Source organism: Streptomyces deccanensis (assembly GCF_022385335.1).
GTDB lineage: Bacteria > Actinomycetota > Actinomycetes > Streptomycetales > Streptomycetaceae > Streptomyces > Streptomyces deccanensis.
In genome coordinates, this window is sequence record NZ_CP092431.1 from 6,144,561 (window position 1) to 6,170,449 (window position 25,889).

The 25,889-nt window shown below is 70.4% G+C and carries 25 protein-coding genes; 20 read left to right on the forward strand and 5 right to left on the reverse strand.

The features are described 5' to 3' along the window. The first annotated feature begins 39 nt into the window (after nt 1-39). Nucleotides 40-672, forward strand: coding sequence for a helix-turn-helix domain-containing protein (locus tag L3078_RS27440; protein ID WP_239756624.1), 633 nt, complete (start codon nt 40-42; stop codon nt 670-672). Between the two features lie 103 nt (nt 673-775). Here L3078_RS27440 and L3078_RS27445 read toward each other — a convergent pair whose 3' ends face one another. Further along, a complete protein-coding gene (locus tag L3078_RS27445; protein WP_003992177.1) occupies nt 776-979 on the reverse strand; it encodes a cold-shock protein in 204 nt (67 codons plus the stop codon). A gap of 379 nt (nt 980-1,358) precedes the next feature. Between L3078_RS27445 and L3078_RS27450 the strand changes: the two genes are divergently transcribed. The 5 genes from L3078_RS27450 to L3078_RS27470 all read left to right on the forward strand — a co-directional run bounded on the left by L3078_RS27450 (nt 1,359) and on the right by L3078_RS27470 (nt 6,838). Continuing rightward, nucleotides 1,359-2,204, forward strand: a complete 846-nt coding sequence (locus L3078_RS27450; protein ID WP_239756625.1) for a menaquinone biosynthetic enzyme MqnA/MqnD family protein — start codon at nt 1,359-1,361, stop codon at nt 2,202-2,204. A 161-nt stretch (nt 2,205-2,365) separates the two neighbouring features. Further along, the gene (locus L3078_RS27455) at nt 2,366-4,099 is read left to right on the forward strand and encodes a serine/threonine-protein kinase (protein ID WP_239756626.1); all 1,734 of its coding nucleotides are present in this window, start codon (nt 2,366-2,368) and stop codon (nt 4,097-4,099) included. A gap of 204 nt (nt 4,100-4,303) precedes the next feature. Next, nucleotides 4,304-5,065: a prepilin peptidase gene (locus L3078_RS27460; protein WP_239756627.1), complete on the forward strand. Its 762-nt coding sequence runs from the start codon at nt 4,304-4,306 to the stop codon at nt 5,063-5,065. A gap of 116 nt (nt 5,066-5,181) precedes the next feature. Beyond that, the gene (mqnC, locus tag L3078_RS27465; protein WP_239756628.1) at nt 5,182-6,381 is read left to right on the forward strand and encodes a cyclic dehypoxanthinyl futalosine synthase; all 1,200 of its coding nucleotides are present in this window, start codon (nt 5,182-5,184) and stop codon (nt 6,379-6,381) included. 7 nt (nt 6,382-6,388) lie between these two features. Further along, nucleotides 6,389-6,838 carry an imidazolonepropionase-like domain-containing protein gene (locus L3078_RS27470; protein WP_239756629.1) on the forward strand — a complete coding sequence of 150 codons (450 nt, stop codon included), beginning with the start codon at nt 6,389-6,391 and terminating at the stop codon, nt 6,836-6,838. A 97-nt stretch (nt 6,839-6,935) separates the two neighbouring features. On the opposite strand, the gene L3078_RS27475 is transcribed toward L3078_RS27470, so the two are convergent. Then, nucleotides 6,936-7,940 carry a chitinase gene (locus tag L3078_RS27475; protein WP_239760489.1) on the reverse strand — a complete coding sequence of 335 codons (1,005 nt, stop codon included), beginning with the start codon at nt 7,938-7,940 and terminating at the stop codon, nt 6,936-6,938. 124 nt (nt 7,941-8,064) lie between these two features. Here L3078_RS27475 and L3078_RS27480 point away from each other — a divergent pair, with 124 nt between their 5' ends. Together L3078_RS27480 and L3078_RS27485 are read left to right on the forward strand one after the other, a co-directional pair. Continuing rightward, nucleotides 8,065-8,763: a demethylmenaquinone methyltransferase gene (locus L3078_RS27480; RefSeq protein ID WP_239756630.1), complete on the forward strand. Its 699-nt coding sequence runs from the start codon at nt 8,065-8,067 to the stop codon at nt 8,761-8,763. A 154-nt stretch (nt 8,764-8,917) separates the two neighbouring features. Further along, nucleotides 8,918-10,756 carry a zinc ribbon domain-containing protein gene (locus tag L3078_RS27485; RefSeq protein WP_239760490.1) on the forward strand — a complete coding sequence of 613 codons (1,839 nt, stop codon included), beginning with the start codon at nt 8,918-8,920 and terminating at the stop codon, nt 10,754-10,756. Between the two features lie 54 nt (nt 10,757-10,810). Here the strand turns inward: L3078_RS27485 and L3078_RS27490 are convergent, their stop codons facing one another. Together L3078_RS27490 and L3078_RS27495 are read right to left on the reverse strand one after the other, a co-directional pair. Next, entirely contained in the window at nt 10,811-11,134 is a 324-nt protein-coding gene (locus tag L3078_RS27490; RefSeq protein WP_239756631.1) for a PASTA domain-containing protein, read from the reverse strand. Nucleotides 11,135-11,301: 167 nt separating this feature from the next. Continuing rightward, on the reverse strand, nt 11,302-11,808 hold the full coding sequence (locus L3078_RS27495) for a GNAT family N-acetyltransferase (protein ID WP_239756632.1): 507 nt from the start codon (nt 11,806-11,808) through the stop codon (nt 11,302-11,304). Nucleotides 11,809-11,969: 161 nt separating this feature from the next. Here L3078_RS27495 and L3078_RS27500 point away from each other — a divergent pair, with 161 nt between their 5' ends. Further along, the gene (locus L3078_RS27500) at nt 11,970-13,262 is read left to right on the forward strand and encodes a geranylgeranyl reductase family protein (RefSeq protein WP_239756633.1); all 1,293 of its coding nucleotides are present in this window, start codon (nt 11,970-11,972) and stop codon (nt 13,260-13,262) included. A gap of 205 nt (nt 13,263-13,467) precedes the next feature. Here L3078_RS27500 and L3078_RS27505 read toward each other — a convergent pair whose 3' ends face one another. Beyond that, the gene (locus L3078_RS27505; protein ID WP_239756634.1) at nt 13,468-14,304 is read right to left on the reverse strand and encodes a C40 family peptidase; all 837 of its coding nucleotides are present in this window, start codon (nt 14,302-14,304) and stop codon (nt 13,468-13,470) included. A gap of 716 nt (nt 14,305-15,020) precedes the next feature. Between L3078_RS27505 and L3078_RS27510 the strand changes: the two genes are divergently transcribed. Genes L3078_RS27510 through nuoK form a run of 11 tightly spaced genes read left to right on the forward strand, consistent with a single transcriptional unit; the run spans nt 15,021 to nt 25,879 of the window. After that, nucleotides 15,021-15,380: an NADH-quinone oxidoreductase subunit A gene (locus tag L3078_RS27510; RefSeq protein WP_009310323.1), complete on the forward strand. Its 360-nt coding sequence runs from the start codon at nt 15,021-15,023 to the stop codon at nt 15,378-15,380. Between the two features lie 15 nt (nt 15,381-15,395). Next, nucleotides 15,396-15,950, forward strand: coding sequence for a NuoB/complex I 20 kDa subunit family protein (locus L3078_RS27515; RefSeq protein ID WP_003998928.1), 555 nt, complete (start codon nt 15,396-15,398; stop codon nt 15,948-15,950). Continuing rightward, a complete protein-coding gene (locus L3078_RS27520) occupies nt 15,947-16,681 on the forward strand; it encodes an NADH-quinone oxidoreductase subunit C (RefSeq protein WP_239756635.1) in 735 nt (244 codons plus the stop codon). Before L3078_RS27515 ends, L3078_RS27520 begins: the two co-directional genes overlap by 4 nt. Then, on the forward strand, nt 16,678-18,018 hold the full coding sequence (locus tag L3078_RS27525; protein WP_239756636.1) for an NADH-quinone oxidoreductase subunit D: 1,341 nt from the start codon (nt 16,678-16,680) through the stop codon (nt 18,016-18,018). The genes L3078_RS27520 and L3078_RS27525 overlap by 4 nt, the downstream gene beginning before the upstream one ends. Nucleotides 18,019-18,047: 29 nt before the next feature. Next, entirely contained in the window at nt 18,048-18,878 is an 831-nt protein-coding gene (gene nuoE, locus L3078_RS27530; RefSeq protein ID WP_239760491.1) for an NADH-quinone oxidoreductase subunit NuoE, read from the forward strand. Beyond that, nucleotides 18,878-20,233: an NADH-quinone oxidoreductase subunit NuoF gene (gene nuoF / locus L3078_RS27535; RefSeq protein WP_239756637.1), complete on the forward strand. Its 1,356-nt coding sequence runs from the start codon at nt 18,878-18,880 to the stop codon at nt 20,231-20,233. The genes nuoE and nuoF overlap by 1 nt, the downstream gene beginning before the upstream one ends. Beyond that, the gene (locus L3078_RS27540) at nt 20,230-22,734 is read left to right on the forward strand and encodes an NADH-quinone oxidoreductase subunit G (RefSeq protein ID WP_239756638.1); all 2,505 of its coding nucleotides are present in this window, start codon (nt 20,230-20,232) and stop codon (nt 22,732-22,734) included. Before nuoF ends, L3078_RS27540 begins: the two co-directional genes overlap by 4 nt. Beyond that, the gene (gene nuoH / locus L3078_RS27545; RefSeq protein ID WP_239756639.1) at nt 22,731-24,095 is read left to right on the forward strand and encodes an NADH-quinone oxidoreductase subunit NuoH; all 1,365 of its coding nucleotides are present in this window, start codon (nt 22,731-22,733) and stop codon (nt 24,093-24,095) included. Before L3078_RS27540 ends, nuoH begins: the two co-directional genes overlap by 4 nt. Further along, nucleotides 24,088-24,729, forward strand: a complete 642-nt coding sequence (nuoI, locus tag L3078_RS27550) for an NADH-quinone oxidoreductase subunit NuoI (RefSeq protein ID WP_239756640.1) — start codon at nt 24,088-24,090, stop codon at nt 24,727-24,729. Before nuoH ends, nuoI begins: the two co-directional genes overlap by 8 nt. Beyond that, nucleotides 24,726-25,583: an NADH-quinone oxidoreductase subunit J gene (locus tag L3078_RS27555; protein WP_239756641.1), complete on the forward strand. Its 858-nt coding sequence runs from the start codon at nt 24,726-24,728 to the stop codon at nt 25,581-25,583. Before nuoI ends, L3078_RS27555 begins: the two co-directional genes overlap by 4 nt. Continuing rightward, nucleotides 25,580-25,879 (forward strand): NADH-quinone oxidoreductase subunit NuoK, encoded by a 300-nt coding sequence (nuoK, locus tag L3078_RS27560; protein WP_009310327.1) that lies wholly within the window; start codon nt 25,580-25,582, stop codon nt 25,877-25,879. The genes L3078_RS27555 and nuoK overlap by 4 nt, the downstream gene beginning before the upstream one ends. Nucleotides 25,880-25,889: the final 10 nt, after the last annotated feature.

Consider the following 25,889-nt stretch of genomic DNA (forward strand, 5'->3'; position numbering starts at 1 on the left):
TTCGTCAAGGCGAACGATCGTACTTCTGGAGCGAACGACATGCCCGACGCAGTCTCCGGCCCAGCCTCCGGCCCAGCCTCCGACGCAGTCTCCGGCGCGGCTTCCGAGGGAGCGAAGCCCCCGTCCCGGCTCCCGCTCGACTGGATCGCCGCCTCCCTCCGCCGGGAGCGCGCCCGCGCCGGTCTCTCCCTCTCCGAGCTGGCCAAGCGTGCCGGGATCGCGAAGTCCACGCTGTCCCAGCTGGAGTCGGCGAGCGGCAACCCGAGCATGGAGACGCTGTGGGCGCTGGGCGTGGCGCTGGGGGTGCCGTTCAGCGCGCTGATCGAGCCGCCGATGCCGGCGGTGCAGGTGGTCCGGGCGGGGGAGGGGCCCACCGTCCACTCGGAGCACTCCAGTTACACGGCGGTCCTGCTGTCCGCCAGCCCGCCGGGCGCGCGCCGCGATCTCTACCGGACCCGGCTCGAACCGGGGTCGGTACGGGAGTCGGAGCCGCACATTCCCGGGACGGTGGAGCACCTCACCGTGAGCACGGGCCGGGTGAAGGCGGGCCCGAGGGGCGAGGAGGTCGAACTCGGCCCCGGGGACTACATGGCGTTCCGGGGCGACGTGCCGCACTCGTACGAGGCGCTCGCCCCCGGAACGACCTTCGTCCTGGTGATGCAGCACAGCTAGGAAAGGGGACGGGAAAGGCAGGAGCCCCTGCGCCGAACGGCGAGGGGCTCCTTGGGTACTGCTCTCAGACGTCGTCAGAGGGGCATCCCTCGGATCGAACGGTTCAGACGGGGGTGACGTTCTCCGCCTGCGGACCCTTCGGGCCCTGCGTCACGTCGAAGGAGACCTGCTGGTTCTCCTCCAGCGAACGGAAGCCGCTCGCGTTGATGGCGGAGTAGTGGACGAACACGTCCGGGCCGCCACCCTCCTGGGCGATGAAGCCAAAGCCCTTTTCGGCGTTGAACCACTTCACGGTTCCGGTAGCCATAAGCCCTCCTTGGGCCCAAAGGGTTGCCCTGCTCCAGAACCCTGCAAGTGTGAAAACAAGATGCCGCACAACTGCATACGTCTGAATACGACGAGAGCCCGCGGTCACATGCTCCGCAGGCTCTGTACTGCAAGGGAAACCAAACTGCAACTTGCGGCGAGCCTAGCACGCGGGCAGGGGAATGCAATAGAGGGCAAGATCACGTCACCCGGATGTTTGAACCGCTCGGTTCTCGGCTTGACGGATCGCCTCTACTTCCCCGCCCGCCCCACCGACGACACGCCGTCGAAAGCGTTGACACGGGGTGTACGACCGGTTTCGGGAGCACCTCCGGGCCCCCGGAGCCCGCACCGTACCCCATGAGGGCTAGCCTCGCGATGTGGACAATTCTCGCAACCGGCCGCGCGTCGGCCACATCCAGTTCCTGAACTGCCTGCCCCTGTACTGGGGGCTCGCGAGAACGGGCACGCTCCTCGACTTCGAGCTCACCAAGGACACCCCCGAGAAGCTCAGCGAGCAGCTGGTGCGCGGGGACCTCGACATCGGGCCCATCACCCTCGTCGAGTTCCTGCGCAACGCGGACGACCTGGTCGCCTTCCCCGACATCGCCGTCGGCTGCGACGGCCCGGTGATGTCGTGCGTGATCGTCTCCCAGGTGCCACTCGAACGCCTGGACGGCGCACGCGTCGCCCTGGGTTCCACCTCGCGCACCTCCGTACGCCTCGCGCAGCTGCTGCTGGCCGAGAGCGTCGGCGTACAGCCGTCGTACTACACCTGCCCGCCCGACCTGTCGCTGATGATGCAGGAGGCGGAGGCGGCCGTGCTCATCGGTGACGCGGCGCTGCGCGCGAACCTGCTCGACGGGCCGAACTTCGGCCTGGAGGTGCACGACCTGGGCGCCATGTGGAAGGCGTGGACGGGGCTGCCGTTCGTCTTCGCGGTGTGGGCGGCGCGGCGGGACTACCTGGAGCGGGAGCCCGAGGTCACCCGCAAGGTGCACGAGGCGTTCCTCGCCTCCCGCGACCTGTCCCTGACCGAGGTGGACAAGGTCGCCGAGCAGGCCGCCCGCTGGGAGGCCTTCGACGAGCGGGTCCTGGAGCGGTACTTCACGACCCTCGACTTCCGCTTCGGCGAGCCTCAGTTGAGCGCGGTCGCCGAGTTCGCGCGCCGGGTCGGCCCGACCACCGGATTTCCGGCGGACGTGAAGGTCGACCTGCTTTCCTGAACCCTTTCCCGCGAAGTCCCGGTGAACTTCCCGGAATTCCGGTTGACGAATTCGCCGTTCTATGGGATTGACTGCGAGACGGATCGCCGACGCCCGCATTTCCCTTCGCGCGTACGGCACTACGCTGGAGAAGGCGGGGAGGTGCGGGGGAGGTGTCGTCCATGCGACCGCTCGATGTCGGCGAACCCACGGCGGTGGGGCCCTACCGGCTGCTCGGCCGGCTCGGGTCGGGCGGGATGGGCCGCGTCTATCTGGGGCGCAGCGCGGGCGGCCGTACCGTCGCAGTCAAGGTGGTGCACCCGCACTTCGCCCTCGACGAGGAGTTCCGTGCCCGCTTCCGGCGCGAGGTCGACGCCGCCCGCCGCGTGGGCGGCGCCTGGACCGCCCCCGTGCTGGACGCGGACCCCGAGGCGTCGGTCCCCTGGGTGGCGACGGGCTACGCGGCCGGTCCGTCCCTGGCGGCGGCGGTGACGGACGGCGGCCCCCTGCCACCCCACTCCGTCCGGGTCCTGGGCGCGGGTCTGGCGGAAGCACTGGCGGCGGTGCACGCGCTGGACCTCGTCCACCGGGACGTGAAGCCGTCGAACGTCCTGCTCACGGTCGACGGCCCCCTCCTCATCGACTTCGGCATCGCCCGCGCCACGGACGGCACCGCCTCCCTGACCTCGACGGGCGTCTCGATCGGCTCCCCCGGCTACATGTCCCCCGAGCAGATCCTCGGCAAGGGCATCACCGGCGCGGCGGACGTCTTCTCCCTCGGCGCGGTCCTCGCGTACGCCGCGACCGGGCAGTCCCCGTTCCCCGGTGACTCCTCCGCCGCCCTCCTCTACAAGGTCGTCCACGAGGAGCCCCGGCTCGACGGCCTGGAGGGCGACCTGCGCGCCCTGGTGGAGGCCTGCCTGTCCAAGGACCCCTCCGCCCGCCCGGCCCCCGAGGAAATCGCCCACACCCTGGCCCCTCGTGGCGCGGCCCACCTGGTGACGGCGGGCTGGCTGCCGGGCCCCCTGGTGGAACAGGTCGGCCGCAGCGCGGTGCACCTGCTGAACCTGGAGGCGGCGGAACACGTCCCGTCCGGGCCGGTGGGGTTCAGCAGCCCATCGGTGGGCGTGGAACCGTCGGCCCCCGCGGCCCCCTCCGGCGGCGCGGGGGCCGAAGTCCCGCCCACGAGCGGGGTGTTCGGCCCGCCTCCGGTGATGTCGCCGCACACACCGCCTCCGACGACACCACCCCCCGTGACTCATGTGCCGGGGCAGCGGGCCGACTCCGCGCCGGCGGACGCGACCCCACCGCCGGGCAAGCTGTCGCTGAGCGTGGCGGCGGCGTCCACGACCACGGCGAACGGGCGGGGCCGACGGGTGAGTTGCTCGGTCGCCCTGGCGGTCGCGGGCGCGTTCGCGATGGTCGGCCTGGGCGTCGTGTTCGGACTGGGCATGCTGAACGGCGACGACAAGGGCGGCGGCGAGGCGGCCGGCAAGGCCCCGTCGGCGAGCAGCGCCCCGAGCGGCGAGAACCAGGACCCGGATCCGCAGGACGGGGCGGGCGACCTGCCCGAGAAGTACCTCGGCACCTGGGAGGGCGACGGCTACGCTCTCGACGGCAACCTCCCCGCCGGCACCTTCACCGTCACCCTCGAACAGGGCTCCGTGGGCGACCGGTTGGGCACGTTCCGCTCCGTCGACCTGCTGGGCGGGGCCTGCGACGACACGTTCGTCCTCAAGAAGGTCGCCGAGGACCACATCCTCGTCACGAGCATCGCCGACACGAAGAACAACCCGAAGACCTGCACCGGCAATACGCACGAGGTCACGCTGACCCCCGTAGGGGACGAACTCCGCTACACCTCCGACAACGCGGCAGCGGGCGACCCGACGGCACGCCTGGCCAAGGTGAAGTAAGGGCGCCGGTTGTTCGTGCGGGCCCGGTGGAGCTTCTCCGAAAAGCAAGGGGCGCAGCCCCTGCTTTTCAGGGGCGCGGGGAACTGCGCGACCAGCCCCCACCGGAGGGACGCTTGGGGGTCAAAGGGGCGCAGCCCCTTGAGGATGGGGCGGGTAGGGGCGGCGGGGGCGAGAGAACGCACCCCCACCTCATAGGCTGCCCCCGTGGCCCTAGACCCCTGGCTGACCGCACTCACCGTGACCGCCGCCCTCTGGGGCGCAGCCACCGGCACCCTCCTCCCCCGCCCCGCCTACCGCTTCACGGTCGACGAGGACCACCCCTGGCAACACACGTGCCCCGCCGGCCACCCCCTCACCGGCCCGGCGAACGGCTGGCTGGGCCCCGCCCGCTGCACCCCCCGCTCCACCACGACCGCCTGCTCCTACGGCCCCCACACCCCCACCGTCGCCACCACCACCGCCCTGATCTGCGCCACCCTCGCCCTGACCACCGGCACCCGCCCCGAACTCGCCGTCTGGCTCCTCCTCGCGCCCCTCGGCGTGCTCCTCACCCTCGTGGACCTCGGCGCCCAACGCCTCCCGGACCCCCTGACCCTCCCCTTCGCGGCCCTGGCCCTCACCCTCCTGGGCGCAGTCGCGTTCGTACCCGAGCACGCCGGCCAGTGGCGCACGGCGCTGTACGGCGCGCTCGCCCTCGGCGGCCTGTACTTCCTCTTCTTCCTCATCAGGCCCATGGCCCTCGGCTTCGGCGACGTGAAGCTGGCCCTCGGCCTCGGCGCCGTCCTCGGCTGGTACGGCTGGGGCGCGCTGTACCTCGGCACGTTCGCCGGCGCGCTCATCGGCAGCGCCTACACCGTGGTCGCGCTGGCCAGGCGCCGCGCCGTACGCCGACAACTGGTGGCCCTGGGCCCGTTCATGATCGCGGGCGCGTACGTCGGCCTCCTGCTGGAGGCGTACGCGGCCTGACACCGGGCCCCCGCCCGATGAAGTTATCCACAGGCGGACGGCCTGACGTCGGCCGATCCGAACCCCTGGCGTAGGCTGGCACGGTCCGTTCAACCCTTACGAAAGGGACGCTCCCGGTGACCGAGAAGGCCGATCTCCAGTCCGTTCTCGACCGTGCCGCCGAGGGCGGGAGAATCACGCCGGAGGAGGCGCTCGACCTCTACCGCGACGCCCCGCTGCACGCGCTCGGCGTCGCCGCCGACGCCGTACGCAAGCGCCGGTACGCGGGTACGGAGCACATCGCGACGTACATCATCGAGCGGAACATCAACTACACCAACGTCTGCGTCACGGCGTGCAAGTTCTGCGCGTTCTACGCCCCGCCGACGGCCAAGGACAAGGGCTGGACGCGCGATCTCGACGACATCCTGCGCCGCTGCGCGGAGACCGTCGAGCTGGGCGGCACGCAGATCATGTTCCAGGGCGGGCACCACCCGGACTACGGGGTGGAGTACTACGAGACGCACTTCGCCGCGATCAAGAAGGCCTTCCCGCAGCTGGTCATCCACTCGCTCGGCGCGTCCGAGGTGGAGCACATGGCCCGGATCTCCAAGGTGAGCGTCGAGGAGGCCATCCAGCGCATCCACGCCGCCGGTCTCGACTCCTTCGCCGGCGCCGGCGCCGAGCTGCTCCCGGCCCGCCCCCGCAAGGCCATCGCGCCGCTCAAGGAGTCCGGCGAGCGCTGGCTGGAGATCATGGAGACCGCGCACAACCTGGGCGTGGAGTCCACGTCCACGATGCTCATGGGCACCGGCGAGACCAACGCCGAGCGCATCGAGCACCTGCGGATGATCCGTGACGTACAGGACCGGACGGGCGGCTTCCGGGCCTTCATCCCGTATCTCTACCAGCCGATGAACAACCACCTGAAGGGCCGCACCCAGGCCACGATCTTCGAGTACCTGCGGATGATCGCGATCTCCCGGCTCTTCATGGACAACATCGCCCACATCCAGGGCTCCTGGCTCACCACCGGCCAGGACGCGGGCCAGCTCACGCTGCACTACGGCGCGGACGACCTCGGCTCGATCATGCTGGAGGAGAACGTCGTCTCGGCGGCCGGCGCCAAGCACCGTTCCAACCTCCAGGAAATGATCGACATGATCCGCACGGCGGGACGGGTCCCGGCCCAGCGGACCACGACCTACGAACACCTGGTGGTCCACGACGACCCGGCGAACGACCCCGTCGACAAGCGCGTCATGTCCCACATCTCGTCCACGGCCATCGAGGGCGGCACGGCCCACCCCGAACTGAAGCTGCTGAACGCCAACTAGGGCCCACGTGCTGACGATCCACGCCGCCGACGAGGTACGGCGCACCTGGGACGACCCGGAACCGATCAAGGACGGCGCGGTCGTGGTGGACGGCACCCGGGTCGTCGCCATGGGCACGCTGGCCGAGGTCCAGCAGCGGTTCCCCGGGGCCCGGGTGCGGCACTGGCCCGGCGTCCTGGGACCCGGCCGAGTGCACGACGGCCCCCTCCCGGACGCCCCGTCACCCCGCGAACGCATCCACGCGGTACTGAAGTCGGGGGCGGTCGCGGTGCTGGCGCGGTACGCCGACACCGCCGAACTTCGCGCCGCCGCCCAGCGGAACGACGTGGTCGTGTTGCCCGAGTCCCGCCCCACGGCACTCGCCGACGCAAACCGAGCCGACCTCACCGTCGTCGATCACGCCGGGGCTTGCATGGCCACAGTGTGCGCCGGGCGCCTGGTGCACCGCCGCCGGTGATTCAGGGGCGCGGGGCTGTATCGATATGCGGCTCCGCCGCGCGGGCGCGATCAACCACGAACGACCGGCAGCCCGCATACGGCAGAAGCCCCCGAGCTCATCCCGTAAACGCCTCCCCGAACGCCCCGTCCTCCTGATCGACGCCACTGCAGTCGACCAATTCGTCACTCGCCCCCTCTCCACACTCCCGATCCCGGAACGTCGCCCACATGGACACCCACGCCACCCCCTTCCCTTCCGCGAACTCCCGCACCTGCGCCGCGTCCTCCAACGTGAACGTCTCGTTGTCGACGTCGTTGACGCCCAGCATCGAGGTCAGCGCCAACGCCCCCCACGCCGTCGACTCGCTCGTACCGAAGACGTCCATCAGCTGCTCGTGCGTCGCCTCGGCCGCCCGTTCCGCGTAGTCGCCCATGTCGCCGTCGTACGAACTGGCGTAGTTCATCGTCATGATGTTGACCGTGCTGACCTGGACCCCGTGGTGGTTGGCCGAGTCGAGGAGGGCCACGCCGTCGTCGTCGATGCCGGACGGCATGACGGGGAGGGTGAAGGAGACGGAGAGGTCGGGGCGGTCCTTCTGGAGGAGGGCTATCGCCTCGGAGCGCAGGTCGACGGAGTCGGAGTCCTGGAGCGCGTCGCCCTCGACGTCGAAGTCCGCCGCGGTCGAGCCGGCCGCGTCGAGCGCCGCGCCGTACGCCTCGGCCAGCTCGGACGCGCTGTCGCAGGCCCGGGCCAGCTCCGTGCCCGAGGCGCCGCCGAAGGAGACCCGCACCGACGCCCCCGTGTCGGTGAGCGCCGAGACGCGGGACTTCACCGCCGCGTCGTCGATCGCGTCCGTGCCGTTCCACGCGGGCGTGCACGCGTCGCCGTCGCCCTCGGCGATCACGAACGCCAGGTTGTACGCGGCGGCCGACCCGGCGGCGTCCAGCTCGGAGGCCTCGGTGGCGTTCACGTACGGCGCGTAGGTCGTGGTCGTGGTCGTGGACGTGGGGGACGCCGTGGCCGCCTTCGTCGGCGACTGGTCCGTGTCCGTGGTGCAGCCCGCGCAGGCCAGGGCCGCCAGACACAGCAGTCCGACAGCCGGTTTCAGGGAATTCCTCACGGTGCTCATGAGGGCAATGAAGCACAGGTGCCTGCGCAAATGTCCGGGGAATGCGATCCGAGTCCGCCAACGCCACGGGCCGGGCGCCTCATCGGCGTCCGGCCCGTACTGCCACAATGGGCCCGTGACCCGCGCATCCCTGGACAAGCAGCCGCACGAAGTCGCCTCGATGTTCGACCGAGTGGCGAAACGGTACGACCTGACCAACGACGTGCTGTCCCTCGGACAGGACCGGCGCTGGCGCAAGGAGGTCGCGCGGGCGGTCGACGCCCGCCCCGCGCAGAAGGTCCTGGATCTCGCCGCCGGCACGGGCACGTCCTCGCTGCCCTTCGCGCGGACCGGGGCGTACGTCGTGCCGTGCGACTTCTCCCTCGGGATGCTCCGGGTCGGCAAGGAGCGTCTCTCCTGGCTGCCGTTCACCGCGGGTGACGCCACGAGGCTGCCGTTCAAGGACGACACCTTCGACGCGGTCACCATCTCCTTCGGCCTGCGCAACGTGCAGGACACCGACGCCGCGCTGCGCGAGCTGTACCGGGTGACGAAGCCCGGCGGCCGGGTCGTGATCTGCGAGTTCTCCCACCCGACGTGGACGCCGTTCCGGACCGTCTACACCGAGTACCTGATGCGCGCGCTGCCGCCGGCCGCCCGCGCGGTGTCGTCCAACCCCGACGCGTACGTCTACCTCGCCGAGTCCATCCGCGCCTGGCCCGACCAGGCGGGCCTCGCCGAGCGCCTCCGCAAGGCCGGCTGGGACAGGGTCGCGTGGCGGAACCTCTCCGGCGGGATCGTCGCGTTGCACCGGGGGTTCAAGGCCCAGGCGTAGGGGCCCTGGCGGGGTGAAGTCCGGCCGCAGAGGCCGGAGTTCACCCGTACGAGGGATGCCCGTCGGGGAATCCTGTTGACGGGAACCGGTCAACAGAAACTACCGTCCGTTGATACACCGGCACGCACCGGTGATGTCCGACGACGGGGGTTCCATGACGTCCTACTGCCCGCACTGCGGGACACCAGGCCCTGACGGGGCGCGCTTCTGCATGACGTGCGGACGGGAACGCCTGCCGGTCCCCCCGACGGTGCCGCCCGGGGCACCCCCAGCGGCGCCTCCCGGAACGCCCCCGACAGCCCCACTGGTCCCGGCCACCTCGGCGCCCCTGACACCACCACCGTCGGCGCCACCGGGCGCGCCCCCCGTCGGCCCGCCGCCACCACCTCCCCCGTACGCCCCCGTCCCCGCCCGCCCGTCGCCCGTCGGCGCCTTCTTCGGGCGGGCTCTCCGCGGCGACTGGGGCGGCTCCGCGGTGGCCGCGCTCTGGCCGGTCGGGCTGCTCCTCGCCGCCGCGCTCGCGCTGGCCATCCCCTCGTACGGCCAGGGCACCGGGGGCGAGGACGACTTCGTCGGCTTCGGCGACCGGCTGGGCCTCGCGCTCGCCGGGCTCCTCCAGGGCCTCGGCGGCGGCTTCGAGATCTCCGAGAGCGGGGGCGGCGACTTCTCGGGCGACTACCGGTCCGCCGAGGCCGCCCTCACCCTGACCTTCGTCCCGCTCACGGTGACCGTCCTGTTCATCGGGGCGCTGTTCCTCGCCGTACGGCAACTCCGCACCCGGCTGGTGACCCGCGCCGCGTACGCCGGTGCGGGAACACCCGGGGCGGGGTACGGCGGCGGCCGTACCGCCGGGCTCGAAGCGGCCGTGCGGGTCACACTGCTGGTGACGGCCGCCGTCCTGCTGCTGGGGCTGTTCGCGCAGCCGGAGGTCGCGCGGGTGGAGGCCTCGACGTCCCCCTGGCGCGCGGCGCTGGGCGCGCTGCTGCTCACCGCCGCCGTCTCGGTCGGCGTGCTGCAACGCGACGACCTGGCCGCCTGGCTCACCGTCCGCCCGGGGCCCCGGATCCTGTTCCGGGCGACCGGAACGGCCGTACGGGCCATGGCGATCGTGCTCGCCCTCTGCTCCCTCGTCACCTTCGTCGTCCTCGCGGCGAACGACGAGTGGCAGGCCGACTGGGAGGAGGACCTCAACCCGCTCCTCCCCGTGCTGCTCGTCCTCCCCAACCTCGCCGTCCATCTCCTCGGCCTCTCCTGGGGCGCGTCGGTCCAGGGCGAGGCGGGCCGCACCCGGTACGGGGACGGGGACGACACGTCGTACGACTCCTCCGGCGACTACGGGCTCGTGGAGTCCGCCCCGTACGGCGACTACGAGCGCGAGTCGTTCGGGCTCTCCGAACTGGGCGACGCCGTCAACTCCTGGGCGGTCGTGGGCGCGTTGACGCTCGGCGTGGCCTGCGCCCTGGTCCTCGGGGTCCTCGCGGCCCGCCGTTCCTCGGGCCGTGGTGAGCAACTCCTCGCCGCGGGCGTCTTCTTCGGGCTCTTCCTCCTCCTCGCCGGCGTCAGCGGCTTCGGCATGGAGACGTCCGGCTCGGCGACGGCCGAACTCAGCACCGAGTTCGCGGTCGCGGGCCAGGTGGACGTGGGCCTCGACCTCGCCGAGGCGCTGCTCTTCGGCCTCCTCTGGATCTTCGTCGCGGCCTTCCTCGCGCCCTATCTGGTGCAGATGACGGGAGGGCGTACGGCGGTGATCGCACCCCCGGTCCCGGCGATGCCGAGCAGCGGCCCGGCGGCGGCCCACGGGGCCCCGGGGTATCCCTCCGCCCCGGCACCGGCCCCCTATGAGCCTCCGCTCGTGGAGCTGGGCCACCACCACCTGCCGCCCGCCGAACCGCCCAAGTCCCGCAACAGCACGCTGATCTGGACCCTCACCATCGCGGCGGCCTTCGTGATCGGCGGGGGAGGGGCGGCGGCGATCATGCTCTGGCAGAAGTAGGAGGCGGGATGGGCGATGGTCCGCCCCAGGGCACGTGCGGGGCCGCCCCTCCGCCTAGCGGAGCACCGCGAACGGGTCCCCCGGCTCGTCCAGCGCCCTGCGCAGCCCCGGGGGCGGTCCACCGTGCCGCGGCTCCCGCACGCCCCCACCCTCGTCCCCCAACTCGAACCACACGGTCACGGCGGCCCCGCGCGGCACCTCCACCCCCGGTGGCGGGTACTGCCGTACGACGTAGTCCACGACCGTGCGTGCGAAGTCGGGCCGGTCGGGCGCGACGAGGAGCACCCCGCCCGCCTCGGCCCTCTCGCGCGCGTCCACGGCCATCAGCCCGACGAACCGTGGCACACGCACTTCGGATGACTTGGGTGTTATGCGCACAGATGTTCACCCCCAGCGGTACCGGCAGGGTAACCGCCGAGCGCCCCCGCCTGGAAGCACTGCGTGGCAATCTGCGGCAAATCGCTACGCTGAGTGACGAGTTGCCGAAATCTCGAACGTCCGGACCGCCGAACAGCAGCACCACGAGGCCGCAGGAGCGGCAGACGCTACAGCGCCAGCCGGTAGCAGTGCCCCGGCCGGCCCGAGGCGGGCGTCGTGAACGTCTCCGCCAGGTCCATCCCCAGCCGCCGAGTGACGGCGATGGACCGCTCGTTGCGGGCGTCGACCATGGCGACGACGCTGCCGACGCCGGCCGCCCGCACCCGCTCCAGGGTCTGTGTCGCGGCGGCGGTCACGTACCCCTTGCCCCAGTGCTCCCGGCCGAGCCGCCAGCCGATCTCGATCTCCCCGGTCGGGCCCCACGCGCGGGGCCACGGCTGGGCACCGGTGAAGCCGATGGCCCGGCCCTCCTCGTCGAGCATCGTCCACAGGCAGAACCCGTGTTCGGCGTCGTGGCGGCGCTGGCGCGCGGTGAGCTCCTCGTAGACGGACAGCTCGGCGGACCGGCCGCCGTGGAACTCCATGACGTCGGGATCGTCGAAGATCCGGTGCCAGGCGAAGGCGTCCTCGTCGGTGGGGACACGCAGCCGCACGTCGGGCAGAGCTCGGTTCACAGGGGCAGCCCTTCAGCCGATGATCGGTACCGCTGAATAGACTGCCCATGTCCGACGACCGTCGGCACATGTTTTCCGGCCGTCCGGTTCCCCGGGCGTCCAGCAGGCCTTGCTCCGATCCCGGTGCATCGATCCTTCTACTTCTTTGGGGAGAACCCGTCGTGACCGAGCCCCAGCCCCTTACCGAACACACCGCCGATGTGATCGTCGTCGGGGCCGGGCCAGCCGGTTCCACCACCGCGTACTACCTGGCGAAGGCCGGGCTCGACGTCCTGGTCCTGGAGAAGACCAGCTTCCCCAGGGAGAAGGTCTGCGGCGACGGTCTCACCCCGCGCGCCACCAAGCAGCTCGTGGCGATGGGCATCGACATCTCCGAGGAGGCCGGCTGGCTCCGCAACAAGGGCCTGCGGATCATCGGCGGCGGCGTCCGTCTCCAGCTCGACTGGCCGGATCTCGCCGCCTACCCGAACTACGGACTCGTCCGCAAACGTGACGACTTCGACGAGCAGCTCGCCCGCCAGGCCCAGAAGGCGGGCGCCCGCCTCCACGAGCAGTGCAACGTGGGCGCGCCGATCATCGACGACCGCACGGGCCGGATCACCGGAGTGCACGCCAAGCTCGGCGACGAGAAGCGCGAAGTCACCTTCCACGCCCCGCTGGTGGTCGCGGCCGACGGCAACTCCACCCGGCTCTCTCTCGCGATGGGGCTGCACCGCCGCGAGGACCGGCCGATGGGCGTCGCGGTCCGCACGTACTTCACCTCGCCGCGCCACGACGACGACTACCTGGAGTCCTGGCTGGAGCTGTGGGACAAGCGCGGCCCCGGCGAGGACCGGCTGCTCCCCGGCTACGGCTGGATCTTCGGCATGGGCGACGGCACGTCCAACGTCGGTCTGGGCGTCCTCAACACCTCCTCCGCCTTCAAGGAGCTGGACTGGCGTGACGTCCTGAAGGCGTGGTGCGCGTCCATGCCGGAGGAGTGGGGCTACACCCCCGAGAACATGACCGGCCCCATCCGCGGCGCCGCCCTCCCGATGGCCTTCAACCGCCAACCCCACTACACCAAGGGCCTGCTGCTGGTCGGCGACGCCGGCGGCATGGTGAACCCCTTCAACGGCGAGGGCATCGCCTACGCGATGGAATCCGGCCAGATCGCCGCCGACGTCATCGTCCAGGCGCACGCCCGCGCCACCCCCGGACAGCGTGAACTCGCCCTCCAGCGTTATCCGCAGGTCCTCAAGGACACCTTCGGCGGCTACTACACGATGGGCCGCGCCTTCGTGAAGCTCATCGGCAACCCGAAGATCATGAAGCTCGCCACGCAGCGGGGCCTGACCCACCCGCTCCTGATGAAGTTCACGCTGAAGATGCTGGCCAACCTCACCGACCCCACCGGCGGCGACGCGATGGACCGCATCATCAACGGCCTGAGCAAGGTGGCCCCGAAGGCGTGACGGTGGGGACAGGGCTTCGCCCCGCGCGCGGCGAAGCCCTGTACGCCCCCGAGAGGCTCGCTGCCGCCCGGGAGCGCGGAACACCATGGGAATGGTGCGAAAGGCGCCCTGTGGGGCGCCTGTGGCCTTTCTGTGGGCAGCCCGAGGGCCGCTGTCCCCTACGGGGAGAGCGGCCCTTCGAAAACGCCCTGGGCGACCGCGTGGGTCAGAGCACGCGCACCGCGCCCGTCGCCGGGTAGCCGGAGAGGTCCTGGATGACGACGCCCTTGGAGGGGTTCGCCGCGTCGAGGTACTGGCCGTTCCCGACGTAGACACCCACGTGGTACGCCGAACCCTTGGCGCCCCAGTACAGGATGTCGCCGACCTCGAGGTTCGACAGCGAGACCTCGGTGCCCTGCATCGACTGGTCCTGCGAGACCCGGGGGAGGTCCACGCCGACCTGCTTGAACGCGGCCTGCACGAGCGAGGAGCAGTCCCACGCGTTGGGGCCGGTGGCGCCCATGACGTAGGCGTCGCCGAGCTGGGCCTTCAGGAAGTCGATGACCGTGCCGACGCTGCCGCTGGCGGGCGCCGTCGTGGTCGAGGTCGCCGTCGACGAGTTGGTCGAGAGGGTGGCCCGCTCACTGTCGCGCGAGGCGCGCTCGGCGGCGGCCTTGCGCTCGGCCTCCTCGGCGGCCTTCTTCCGGGCCTCTTCCTTCTTCGCCTTGGCGAGGTCCTTGTCGGCCTGCTTGGCCGCCTCTTCGGCGGCCGCGTCACGCTCGGCCTGCAGCTGGTAGTCGGCCGCCATCGCCTGCGTGGCGTCCGCGGACTGCGCGGCCTGCGTGGCCAGGTCGGCCGTGAGGGTGGGCAGTTCGAGCGTCTGCGTCACCGGCTCCGCGGCGAACGCGGCCGTCGACGCGCCGGCCACGGCCACGGTGCTGAGAACGCCACCGGCGACTCCGGCGCGCATCGCGATCGAGGACGCGTTGCGGCGGGGTTTCCGGTGGCTGCGTATGTGAGCGGTGTGGGACATGGGTACAAGCGGTACCAGCGACTCCTCCATACCTTCAAGAAACGTGTGCTGCGCCACAGTTGTTCAACGGAGGCCGTAAATTCCCCGCGGGTCACTCTTTATTGACGCCGTAACGGGCATAGCGGACATGGTCGAACAGGCCTTTGATCATGGCCTTTCGTGATTACGCCCGAATTGCCCTGCGCTTACCATCGATCGCAGCGAGTGGCCAAGGCCGGTGGATTTGATCTCGGTCCGATGTGGCGCAGGTCACGGAACGGTCACCCGTTCTCGCGGCGTCCCGCGCGGGAGCGCCGCCTCTCGACGCTCGTGAATGTGTGCACGCGTCCACATCGGTCGTCGGACCTCCCCCCGAGGTGTGAACGCGGTGCTCTATCAAGGGGTCCCGTCCAGCACCAATTTGCATGCAGCGGAACTCTCTTGATATAGAGACGCCCTGCGTGACCAGCGGTAACGAGCGAAAATGTCACTTCTGGTGATCAGTCTGGCGCTTCGTGTATGAAGATCGACGCTCATCCGACTTCATGATCCTTCGTCAGGTGGTGGAGATCACAAACTCGGTGCTGCACCCGTGTCGCAGATCACAGACCGGCAGGCATAGGATGCGGGGCAGTTGGGCTTGTGACCTGCTTCACATGTTCGCGATCTTCGTCGAGACGGACGGGGCTCGTGTGGCCGGTGGGGCGGGAGAGCAGGGCCGACGCAATCCGCCAGCAGTCAGTGCCGACTGAGAGGAGCGAGGAGCGGTGAACGCCTATGCGCCCATCCTCGTACTGGGAGCCCTCGGGGCAGGCTTTGCGATCTTCTCCGTGATCATGGCCACGCTGATCGGCCCGAAGCGCTACAACCGGGCCAAGCTCGAGGCCTACGAGTGCGGGATCGAGCCCACCCCCACGCCGGCCGGCGGCGGGCGTTTCCCCATCAAGTACTACCTGACGGCGATGCTCTTCATCGTCTTCGACATCGAGATCGTCTTCCTCTACCCGTGGGCCGTCACCTTCGACGCCCTGGGTGTTTTCGGGCTCGTGGAGATGCTGCTCTTCGTGCTCACCGTCTTCGTCGCCTACGCGTACGTCTGGCGCCGCGGCGGCCTGGAATGGGACTGAGGGGCCTTTAAGACCATGGGACTCGAAGAAAAACTGCCGAGCGGTTTCCTGCTGACCACCGTCGAGCAGGCCGCGGGCTGGGTACGCAAGGCATCCGTCTTCCCCGCCACCTTCGGCCTCGCCTGTTGTGCCATCGAGATGATGACCACGGGCGCGGGGCGCTACGACCTGGCGCGCTTCGGCATGGAGGTCTTCCGCGGCTCGCCGCGCCAGGCGGACCTGATGATCGTGGCCGGCCGGGTCAGCCAGAAGATGGCGCCGGTGCTGCGGCAGGTCTACGACCAGATGCCGAATCCCAAGTGGGTGATCTCCATGGGGGTCTGCGCGTCGTCCGGCGGCATGTTCAACAACTACGCGATCGTCCAGGGCGTCGACCACATCGTCCCGGTCGACATCTACCTCCCGGGCTGCCCGCCACGGCCCGAGATGCTGATGGACGCGATCCTCAAGCTCCACCAGAAGATCCAGACGTCCAAGCTCGGCGTGAACGCGGAGGAAGCGGCCCGCGAGGCCGAGGAGGCCGCGCTCAAGGCACTGCCCACCATCGAGATGAAGGGGCTGCTGCGATGAGCGACGCGAACGGGGTCAACCCCGAGAAGGATCTCGCCGCCTCCAATCTCCCCGGCCAGCGCGGCGACGGCGGTGAGGAGATCCGCGTCCAGCGCGGCATGTTCGGCGCGAACAACGGCGGCGACACCTCCGGCTACGGCGGTCTGGTCCGCTCCATCCGGCTCCCCGGCGAGGCCGTCCGCCCCTACGGCGGCTGGTTCGACGAGGTCGCCGACGAGCTGGAGGGCGCCCTGGAGGAACAGGGCCTCGTCCCCGAGAACGTGATCGACAAGACCGTCGTCGACCGGGGCGAGCTCACCTTCCACATCGAGCGCGAGCACCTGCCCCGCGTCGCCCGCACCCTCCGGGACGACCCGGCCCTCCGCTTCGAGCTGTGCACCGGCGTCTCCGGCGTCCACTACCCCGGCGACAAGGGCCGCGAGCTGCACGCCGTCTACCACCTGCGTTCGATCACCCACAACCGGCTGATCCGCCTGGAGGTCTCCGCCCCCGACGCCGACCCGCACATCCCGTCGCTCGTCCCCGTCTACCCGACCAACGACTGGCACGAGCGCGAGACGTACGACTTCTTCGGCATCGTCTTCGACGGCCACCCCGCGCTGACGCGGATCATGATGCCGGACGACTGGCAGGGCTTCCCGCAGCGCAAGGACTACCCCCTCGGCGGCATCCCCGTCGAGTACAAGGGCGCCCAGATCCCGGCTCCGGACCAGCGGAGGTCGTACTCATGAGCACGCAGCACGCATCCGCCGACTCCCACGCCACGGCGCGCGAGACCACCGAGGGCACCGTCTACACGGTCACCGGCGGCGACTGGGACGAGGTGGCCGAGACCGCCGCCCGGTCCGACGACGAGCGCATCATCGTCAACATGGGCCCCCAGCACCCGTCCACGCACGGGGTGCTCCGGCTGATCCTGGAGATCGACGGCGAGACCGTCACCGAGGCCCGCTGCGGCATCGGCTACCTCCACACCGGCATCGAGAAGAACCTCGAATACCGCACGTGGACGCAGGGCACCACGTTCGTGACGCGCATGGACTACCTGACGCCGTTCTTCAACGAGACGGCGTACTGCCTCGCCGTGGAGAAACTCCTCGGCATCGAGGACGAGATCCCCGACCGCGCCACGATCATCCGGGTGCTCCTGATGGAGCTGAACCGGCTCTCCTCCCACCTGGTGTGCATCGCCACCGGCGGCATGGAACTGGGCGCCACCACGATCATGATCTACGGCTTCCGTGATCGTGAACTGATTCTCGACATCTACGAGCTGATCACCGGCCTGCGCATGAACCACGCGTACATCCGGCCCGGCGGACTCGCCCAGGACCTGCCGCCCGGCGCGGTCGACCAGATCCGCGAGTTCGTCAAGAAGATGGAGAAGAACCTCCCCGAGTACGACAAGCTCGCCACCGGGAACCCCATCTTCAAGGCCCGGATGCAGGACGTCGGCTACCTCGACCTGACCGGCTGCATGGCCCTCGGCGCCACCGGCCCCATCCTGCGCTCCGCCGGTCTCCCGCACGACCTGCGCAAGGCCCAGCCGTACTGCGGCTACGAGACGTACGACTTCGACGTCCCGACCGCCGACACCTGCGACTCCTACGGTCGCTTCCTGATCCGCCTGGAGGAGATGCGCCAGTCCCTCAGGATCGTCGAACAGTGCCTGGACCGGCTGGAGCCCGGCCCGGTCATGGTCGGCGACAAGAAGATCGCCTGGCCCGCGCAGCTCGCCCTCGGACCCGACGGGCTCGGCAACTCCCTGGACCACATCAAGAAGATCATGGGCACCTCCATGGAGGCCCTGATCCACCACTTCAAGCTGGTGACCGAGGGTTTCCGCGTCCCGCCGGGTCAGGCGTACGCGGCGGTCGAGTCGCCCAAGGGCGAACTCGGGGTGCACGTCGTGTCCGACGGAGGCACCCGCCCCTTCCGGGTCCACTTCCGCGACCCGTCCTTCACCAACCTGCAGGCCATGGCGGCGATGTGCGAGGGCGGCCAGGTCGCCGACGTCATCGTCGCCGTCGCGTCCATCGACCCCGTGATGGGAGGCGTCGACCGGTGACCACCACCCCCGAGGGCGTCAGCCTGGGCATGCCCCAACTGCCCGCGCCCGACTACCCGGACGACGTTCGAGCCCGGCTGGAGCGGGACGCGGCCGAGGTCGTCGCCCGCTACCCGGACTCCCGGTCCGCCCTCCTGCCGCTGCTGCACCTCGTGCAGTCGGAGGAGGGCCACGTCACCCGCACCGGCATGCGGTTCTGCGCCGACGTGCTCGGCCTGACCACGGCCGAGGTCACCGCCGTCGCCACCTTCTACTCCATGTACCGGCGCAAGCCCTCCGGCGACTACCAGGTCGGCGTCTGCACGAACACCCTGTGCGCGGTGATGGGCGGCGACGCGATCTTCGAGGCCCTCCAGGACCACCTCGGCGTCGGCAACGGCGAGACCACCGACGACGGCAAGGTCACCCTGGAGCACATCGAGTGCAACGCGGCCTGCGACTTCGCACCGGTCGTGATGGTCAACTGGGAGTTCTTCGACAACCAGACCGTCGACAGCGCCAAGGGCCTCGTCGACGACCTGCGCGCGGGAGTCGAGGTCCGGCCCACGCGCGGGGCGCCGCTGTGCACCTTCAAGGACACCGCCCGCATCCTCGCCGGCTTCCCCGACGAGCGCCCCGGGGCCGTCGAGGCGAGCGGCGGCGCGGGCCCCGCCTCGCTGGTCGGCCTCCGCCTGGCCAGGGGGGAGGCCGGACCCGCGCGCGTGGTCCACCCCAGGGACGGCGGCCCGCACGACGAGCCGCAGGACCGGGTGCACGAGCCGTCACCCAGCGAGCACCTCAGCTCGCACGACGCGCCGCAGGACACATCGGCCTCCGACCCGGCCCACCCGGCCGGGCCCGCCGCCGAGGAGGGGGAGTGATGACGTTGGCACCCGAGATCAAGGGCAGCAGCCCGGAGAAGCTGCTCGCACCCGTGCTGTCGTCCTTCTGGGACGAGGACCGGTCGTGGACGCTGGACGTCTACCGCAGGCACGACGGGTACGAGGGCCTGCGCAAGGCGCTCGAGATGACGCCGGACGACCTCATCGCGTACGTCAAGGAATCCGGGTTGCGCGGCCGTGGCGGCGCGGGATTCCCCACGGGGATGAAATGGCAGTTCATTCCCCAGGGCGACGGGAAACCGCACTATCTCGTTGTCAACGCCGACGAGTCGGAGCCCGGAACGTGCAAGGACATTCCGCTCCTCTTCGCGAACCCGCACAGCCTCATCGAGGGCATGATCATCGCGTGCTACGCCATTCGGTCGTCGCATGCCTTCATCTATCTGCGGGGTGAAGTCGTCCCCGTCCTGCGGCGGTTGCACGAGGCCGTCCGTGAGGCCTACGAGGCCGGCTTCCTCGGCGAGAACATCCTGGGCAGCGGACTCGACCTCGAACTCACCGTGCACGCGGGCGCGGGCGCGTACATCTGCGGTGAGGAGACCGCGCTGCTCGACTCGCTCGAAGGCCGCCGTGGTCAACCGCGACTGCGTCCCCCCTTCCCTGCTGTCGAGGGCCTCTACGCGTGCCCGACTGTTGTGAACAACGTCGAGTCGATCGCGTCGGTTCCCGCGATCCTGCACCGGGGCAAGGAATGGTTCCGGTCGATGGGCAGCGAGAAGTCCCCCGGCTTCACGCTCTACTCGCTCAGCGGCCATGTCGCCAGCCCCGGCCAGTACGAGGCCCCGCTCGGCATCACGCTGCGCCAGCTCCTGGAGATGAGCGGCGGCATGCGGCCCGGACACCGCCTCAAGTTCTGGACGCCCGGCGGCTCCTCGACGCCGATGTTCACCGACGAGCACCTCGACGTCCCCCTCGACTACGAGGGCGTGGGCGCCGCGGGTTCCATGCTCGGCACCAAGGCCCTCCAGTGCTTCGACGAGACCACCTGCGTCGTACGGGCCGTCACCCGCTGGACCGAGTTCTACGCCCACGAGTCCTGCGGCAAGTGCACCCCCTGCCGCGAAGGCACCTACTGGCTGGTCCAGTTGCTGCGTGACATCGAGGCCGGCAAGGGCGTCATGAGCGACCTCGACAAGCTGAACGACATCGCCGACAACATCAACGGCAAGTCCTTCTGCGCCCTCGGCGACGGCGCCGCCTCGCCCATCTTCTCCTCCCTCAAGTACTTCCGCGCGGAGTACGAGGACCACATCACGGGCCGGGGCTGCCCCTTCGACCCGGCCAGGTCGACCGCCTGGGCCGACAAGGACAAGCACGCGGAGGTGAACGCATGACCGTGACCACCAGCGCTCCCTCCGGGGGCGGGGAGGCGGCGGTCCCGCCGGAAGATCTCGTCTCGCTGACCATCGACGGCATCGACATCAGCGTGCCCAAGGGCACCCTGGTCATCCGGGCCGCCGAACAACTCGGCGTCGAGATCCCCCGCTTCTGCGACCACCCCCTCCTCGACCCCGCCGGCGCCTGCCGCCAGTGCATCGTCGAGGTCGAGGGCCAGCGCAAGCCCATGGCGTCCTGCACCATCACCTGCACCGACGGGATGGTCGTCAAGACGCACCTCACCTCCCCGGTCGCGGAGAAGGCCCAGAAGGGTGTGATGGAGCTCCTGCTCATCAACCACCCGCTGGACTGCCCCGTCTGCGACAAGGGCGGCGAGTGCCCCCTGCAGAACCAGGCCATGTCGCACGGCCACTCCGAGTCCCGCTTCGAGGGCCGCAAGCGGACGTACGAGAAGCCCGTCCCGATCTCCACGCAGGTCCTCCTCGACCGTGAGCGGTGCGTGCTGTGCGCCCGCTGCACCCGGTTCTCCAACCAGGTCGCCGGCGACCCGATGATCGAGCTGATCGAACGGGGCGCGCTGCAGCAGGTCGGCACCGGCGAGGGCGACCCCTTCGAGTCGTACTTCTCCGGCAACACCATCCAGATCTGCCCCGTCGGCGCGCTGACCTCGGCGGCGTACCGATTCCGCTCCCGCCCCTTCGACCTGGTCTCCTCGCCGTCCGTCTGCGAGCACTGCTCCGGCGGCTGCGCCACCCGCACCGACCACCGGCGCGGCAAGGTCATGCGACGCCTCGCGGCCGACGACCCCGAGGTCAACGAGGAGTGGATCTGCGACAAGGGCCGCTTCGCGTTCCGCTACGCGCAGCGCCCCGACCGGCTGACCACCCCGCTCGTCCGCAACGCCGACGGCGTCCTGGAGCCCGCGTCCTGGCCGGAGGCCCTGGAGGCCGCCGCCCGGGGGCTCCTCGCGGCGCGCGGCCGGGCCGCCGTCCTCACCGGCGGCCGGCTCACCGTCGAGGACGCCTACGCGTACAGCAAGTTCGCGCGTGTCGCCCTCGACACCAACGACATCGACTTCCGCGCGCGCGTGCACAGCGGCGAAGAGGCCGACTTCCTGGCCGCCCGGGTCGCCGGACGCGGCCGTGACCTCGACGGCACGGGCGTCACGTACACCTCCCTGGAGAAGGCGCCCGCCGTCCTGCTGGTCGGGTTCGAGGCCGAGGAGGAGGCGCCCGGCGTCTTCCTGAGGCTGCGCAAGGCCTGGCGCAAGCACAAGCAGCAGGTGTTCTCGCTGGCGACGCACGCCACCCGGGGCCTCGAGAAGGCCGGCGGCACCCTGCTGCCGGCCGCGCCGGGCACCGAGACCGAATGGCTGGACGCCCTCGCGAGCGGCTTCGGCCTGGAGGGCGACGGCATCAGGGCCTCCGAGGCGCTGCGCACCGAGGGCGCGGTGATCGTCGTCGGAGAGCGGCTCGCCGCCGTCGCGGGCGGGCTCACCGCCGCCGTGCGGGCCGCGTCCCTCACCGGCGCGAAGCTGGTGTGGATCCCGCGCCGGGCCGGGGAGCGCGCCGCCGTCGAGGCGGGCGCCCTGCCGACGGCGCTGCCGGGCGGCCGCCCGGCCACCGACCCGCGCGCACGCGCGGAGGTCGCCGCCGCCTGGGGCGTCGCCGAACTCCCCGCGCGATACGGCCGGGACACCGGGCAGATCGTCGAGGCCGCCGCCACCGGAGAGCTCGGGGCCCTGGTGGTGGCGGGCGTGGAAGTCGCCGATCTGCCCGACCCGGCACGCGCGCGTGAGGCACTGTCCGCCGTGGGCTTCCTGGTGTCGCTGGAACTGCGGCCCAGCGAGGTCACCGACCGGGCCGACGTCGTCCTCCCGGTCGCCGCCGTCGCCGAGAAGGCCGGCACCTTCGTCAACTGGGAAGGCCGCGTGCGGATGTTCGAGGCCGCGCTGAAGCCCGACCAGATGACCCGCCGGGTGGCCCCCACCGACGGGCGCGTCCTGCAGATGCTCGCCGACGCCATGGACGTCCACCTGGGGCTGCCGGACCTGCGCACCACGCGCGCGGAGCTGGACCGCCTCGGGGCGTGGGACGGCGCGCGGGCCAACGAGCCGGTGGAGGTCGGGGCCGCGCTGCCGCGCCCGGCCGCCGGGGAGGCCGTCCTCGCCGGACACCGGCTGCTGCTCGACCAGGGCCGCCTCCAGGACGGCGACGAGGCGCTCGCCGGGACCCGGCACGCCGCCCACGCGCGCGTGTCGGCCGCCACGGCAGCCGAGGTGGGCGTCAAGAACGGCGACCTCCTCGCGGTCAGCGGCCCCGCCGGGGCCGTCGAACTGCCGCTGCTGATCACCGAGATGCCCGACCGCGTCGTCTGGCTGCCGCTGAACTCCACCGGCGCGGGCGTCGCCTCCGACACCGGGGCGCTGCCCGGCGCACTCGTCCGTATCGGCCCCGCGACGCTCGCCGCCGAGGCTCCCGAGGAGGTGGAGGCATGAGCGCGTACTACCTCGCCGCTGAGGACCTCTCGATGTTCGGCCGCGACCCCTGGTGGCTCGTCGTCGTCAAGGCGGTGTTCTGCTTCGCCTTCCTGATGATCACCGTGCTGTTCTCCATCGTGTGGGAGCGCAAGGTCGTCGCCTGGATGCAGCTGCGCATCGGCCCCAACCGGCACGGCCCCTGGGGCATGCTCCAGTCGCTCGCCGACGGCATCAAACTGATGCTCAAGGAAGACGTCATCGTCAAACGCGCGGACAAGGTCGTCTACGTCCTCGCGCCGATCGTCGCGGCCATCCCGGCCTTCATGGCGATCGCGGTGATCCCCTTCGGCCCGGCCGGCAACGAGATCTCGATCTTCGGCCAGCGCACCACGATGCAGCTCACCGACCTGCCGATCGCGATGCTCTACATCCTCGCGGTCGCCTCCGTCGGCATCTACGGCATCGTCCTCGCGGGCTGGAGCTCCGGCTCCACCTACCCGCTGCTCGGCGGCCTGCGGTCCGCCGCCCAGATGATCTCCTACGAGATCGCCATGGGCGCCGCGTTCGCCTCCGTCTTCCTCTACTCCGGGTCGATGTCGACCTCGGCGATCGTGGAGGCGCAGCAGGACCGCTGGTACATCGTGCTGCTGCCGGTCTCGTTCCTGATCTACATCGTGACCATGGTCGGCGAGACCAACCGTGCCCCGTTCGACATGCCGGAGTCCGAGGGCGACCTCGTCGGCGGCTTCAACACCGAGTACTCGTCGATCAAGTTCGCGATGTTCATGCTCGCCGAGTACGTCAACATGGTGACCGTCTCCGCCGTGTCGGTGACGCTGTTCCTCGGCGGCTGGCGGGCCCCCTACCCCATCAGCACCTTCTGGGAGGGCGCCAACCACGGCTGGTGGCCGATGCTCTGGTTCGTGGTGAAGGTGCAGCTGCTGCTGTTCTTCTTCATCTGGCTGCGCGGCACCCTCCCACGCGTCCGCTACGACCAGCTGATGAAGCTCGGCTGGAAGGTCCTCCTGCCGGTCTCCGTGGTCTGGCTGATGCTCGTCGCGACCGTGCGGACCCTCAGGAACGAGAACTACGACTTCGCCGAGATCGCCCTGTACGTCGCCGGCGCGGTCATCGTCCTCTTCCTGCTGTCCGTCGTCGCCGACATGTTCCGCGACCGGCGCGAGGCACAGGAAGCGCACGCCGAACCGGCCGGCTTCGACCCGATGGCCGGCGGATTCCCCGTACCGCCCCTGCCCGGACAGACCCTCCCGCCGGTGCCGCGCAGGCGCCCGCGCCGGGAGCGGGAGCTGATTGTCAGTGGTGGGTCCGATACTGAGAGTGACGGATCTTCGAATGGGAGGGAGGCGTCCGATGGCTGAGGAGCCGAAAGAGAACAAGCAGGGGTTCCAGAACCCCGTCGCCGGCTTCGGCGTGACCTTCAAGGCCATGTTCAAGAAGCGGCTGACCGAGCAGTACCCGGAGCAGGAGAAGACCACGGCCCCGCGGTTCCACGGCCGGCACCAGCTCAACCGCCATCCGGACGGCCTGGAGAAGTGCGTCGGCTGCGAACTGTGCGCCTGGGCCTGCCCCGCCGACGCCATCTACGTCGAGGGCGCCGACAACACGGACGAGGAGCGCTACTCCCCGGGCGAGCGGTACGGCCGCGTCTACCAGATCAACTACGCCCGCTGCATCCTGTGCGGCCTGTGCATCGAGGCCTGCCCGACGCGCGCGCTCACCATGACCAACGAGTTCGAGCTGGCCGACTCCAGCCGTGCCAACCTCATCTACACCAAGGAGCAACTGCTCGCCGGTCTGGAAGAGGGCATGGTCGACTCGCCGCACGCGATCTACCCGGGCACCGACGAGCAGGACTACTACCGGGGCCTGGTCACCGAGGCCGCGCCCGGTACGGAGCGCCAAGTGGCCACCTCCAGGGGCGAGAAGCCGCAGGACGCGGCCGCCACCACCGGTGAGGACGAGCCGGCGTCGGAGAAGGTGATCCGCCGATGACGCTCGCCGCTTACACCACCTCCACCGGTGAGGCCTTCCAGTTCTGGGTCCTCGGCACCATCGCCGTGGTCGGGGCCCTGTGCACCGTCTTCATGAAGAGGGCCGTGCACAGCGCCCTCTGCCTCGCCGGCACCATGATCATCCTGGCGGTGTTCTACCTCGCCAACGGCGCCTACTTCCTGGGCATCGTGCAGATCGTCGTCTACACCGGCGCGATCATGATGCTGTTCCTGTTCGTGGTGATGCTCGTCGGTGTCACCGCGGCGGACTCCCTGAAGGAGACCATCAAGGGCCAGCGATGGCTGGCCCTCCTGTGCGGCCTCGGCTTCGGCATCCTGCTGATCGCGGGCATCGGCAACGCCTCGCTGACGGAGTTCAACGGCCTCGGCACGGCGAACGCGGGCGGCAACGTGGAGGGCCTCGCGGCCCTGATCTTCACCGACTACGTGTTCGCCTTCGAGCTCACCGGCGCCCTCCTCATCACGGCCGCCGTCGGCGCCATGGTCCTCACCCACCGCGAGCGCACCGAGCGCGCCAAGACCCAGCGCGAGCTGGCCGAACAGCGCGTACGCGAGGGCAAGCACCTCCCGCCGCTGCCGGCCCCCGGCGTCTACGCCCGGCACAACGCGGTCGACATCGCCGGGCTGCTGCCCGACGGCACCCCGTCCGAGCTGACCGTCAGCAAGACCCTGCGGGACCGGGGCCAGATCCGCGACGTGTCGACCGAGGCGCTGAACGACCTCAAGGCACTGGAGCAGCGCGCCGAGGACCGCCTGGAGCGCACCAACAGCGGCGCCGGTGCAAACGGCGGAAACAGCCGGAACGGCGGCAACAGCGGGGAGGCAGCGAAGTGAATCCCGTCAACTACCTGTATCTCGCCGCGCTGCTGTTCACGATCGGCGCCACCGGCGTCCTGATCAGGCGGAACGCGATCGTGGTGTTCATGTGCGTCGAGCTGATGCTCAACGCCTGCAACCTCGCCCTGGTCGCCTTCTCCCGGATGCACGGCAATCTCGACGGCCAGATCATCGCCTTCTTCACGATGGTCGTCGCCGCCGCGGAGGTCGTGGTCGGACTCGCGATCATCGTGTCGTTGTTCCGGTCCCGCCACTCGGCCTCGGTCGACGACGCCAGCCTGATGAAGCTGTAAGGGGTCGGAA

Bases quoted from the DNA above. Each gene is read 5' to 3' on its own strand.
- nuoI (WP_239756640.1), top strand. From the start codon at position 24,088: ATGGCTGAGGAGCCGAAAGAGAACAAGCAGGGGTTCCAGAACCCCGTC.
- L3078_RS27515 (WP_003998928.1), top strand. From the start codon at position 15,396: ATGGGACTCGAAGAAAAACTGCCGAGCGGTTTCCTGCTGACCACCGTC.
- L3078_RS27540 (WP_239756638.1), top strand. From the start codon at position 20,230: ATGACCGTGACCACCAGCGCTCCCTCCGGGGGCGGGGAGGCGGCGGTC.
- L3078_RS27485 (WP_239760490.1), top strand. From the start codon at position 8,918: ATGACGTCCTACTGCCCGCACTGCGGGACACCAGGCCCTGACGGGGCG.
- L3078_RS27505 (WP_239756634.1), bottom strand. From the start codon at position 14,304: ATGGAGGAGTCGCTGGTACCGCTTGTACCCATGTCCCACACCGCTCAC.
- nuoH (WP_239756639.1), top strand. From the start codon at position 22,731: ATGAGCGCGTACTACCTCGCCGCTGAGGACCTCTCGATGTTCGGCCGC.
- nuoE (WP_239760491.1), top strand. From the start codon at position 18,048: ATGCCCCAACTGCCCGCGCCCGACTACCCGGACGACGTTCGAGCCCGG.
- L3078_RS27520 (WP_239756635.1), top strand. From the start codon at position 15,947: ATGAGCGACGCGAACGGGGTCAACCCCGAGAAGGATCTCGCCGCCTCC.
- L3078_RS27455 (WP_239756626.1), top strand. From the start codon at position 2,366: ATGCGACCGCTCGATGTCGGCGAACCCACGGCGGTGGGGCCCTACCGG.
- L3078_RS27445 (WP_003992177.1), bottom strand. From the start codon at position 979: ATGGCTACCGGAACCGTGAAGTGGTTCAACGCCGAAAAGGGCTTTGGC.
- nuoF (WP_239756637.1), top strand. From the start codon at position 18,878: ATGACGTTGGCACCCGAGATCAAGGGCAGCAGCCCGGAGAAGCTGCTC.
- L3078_RS27525 (WP_239756636.1), top strand. From the start codon at position 16,678: ATGAGCACGCAGCACGCATCCGCCGACTCCCACGCCACGGCGCGCGAG.
- L3078_RS27555 (WP_239756641.1), top strand. From the start codon at position 24,726: ATGACGCTCGCCGCTTACACCACCTCCACCGGTGAGGCCTTCCAGTTC.
- L3078_RS27440 (WP_239756624.1), top strand. From the start codon at position 40: ATGCCCGACGCAGTCTCCGGCCCAGCCTCCGGCCCAGCCTCCGACGCA.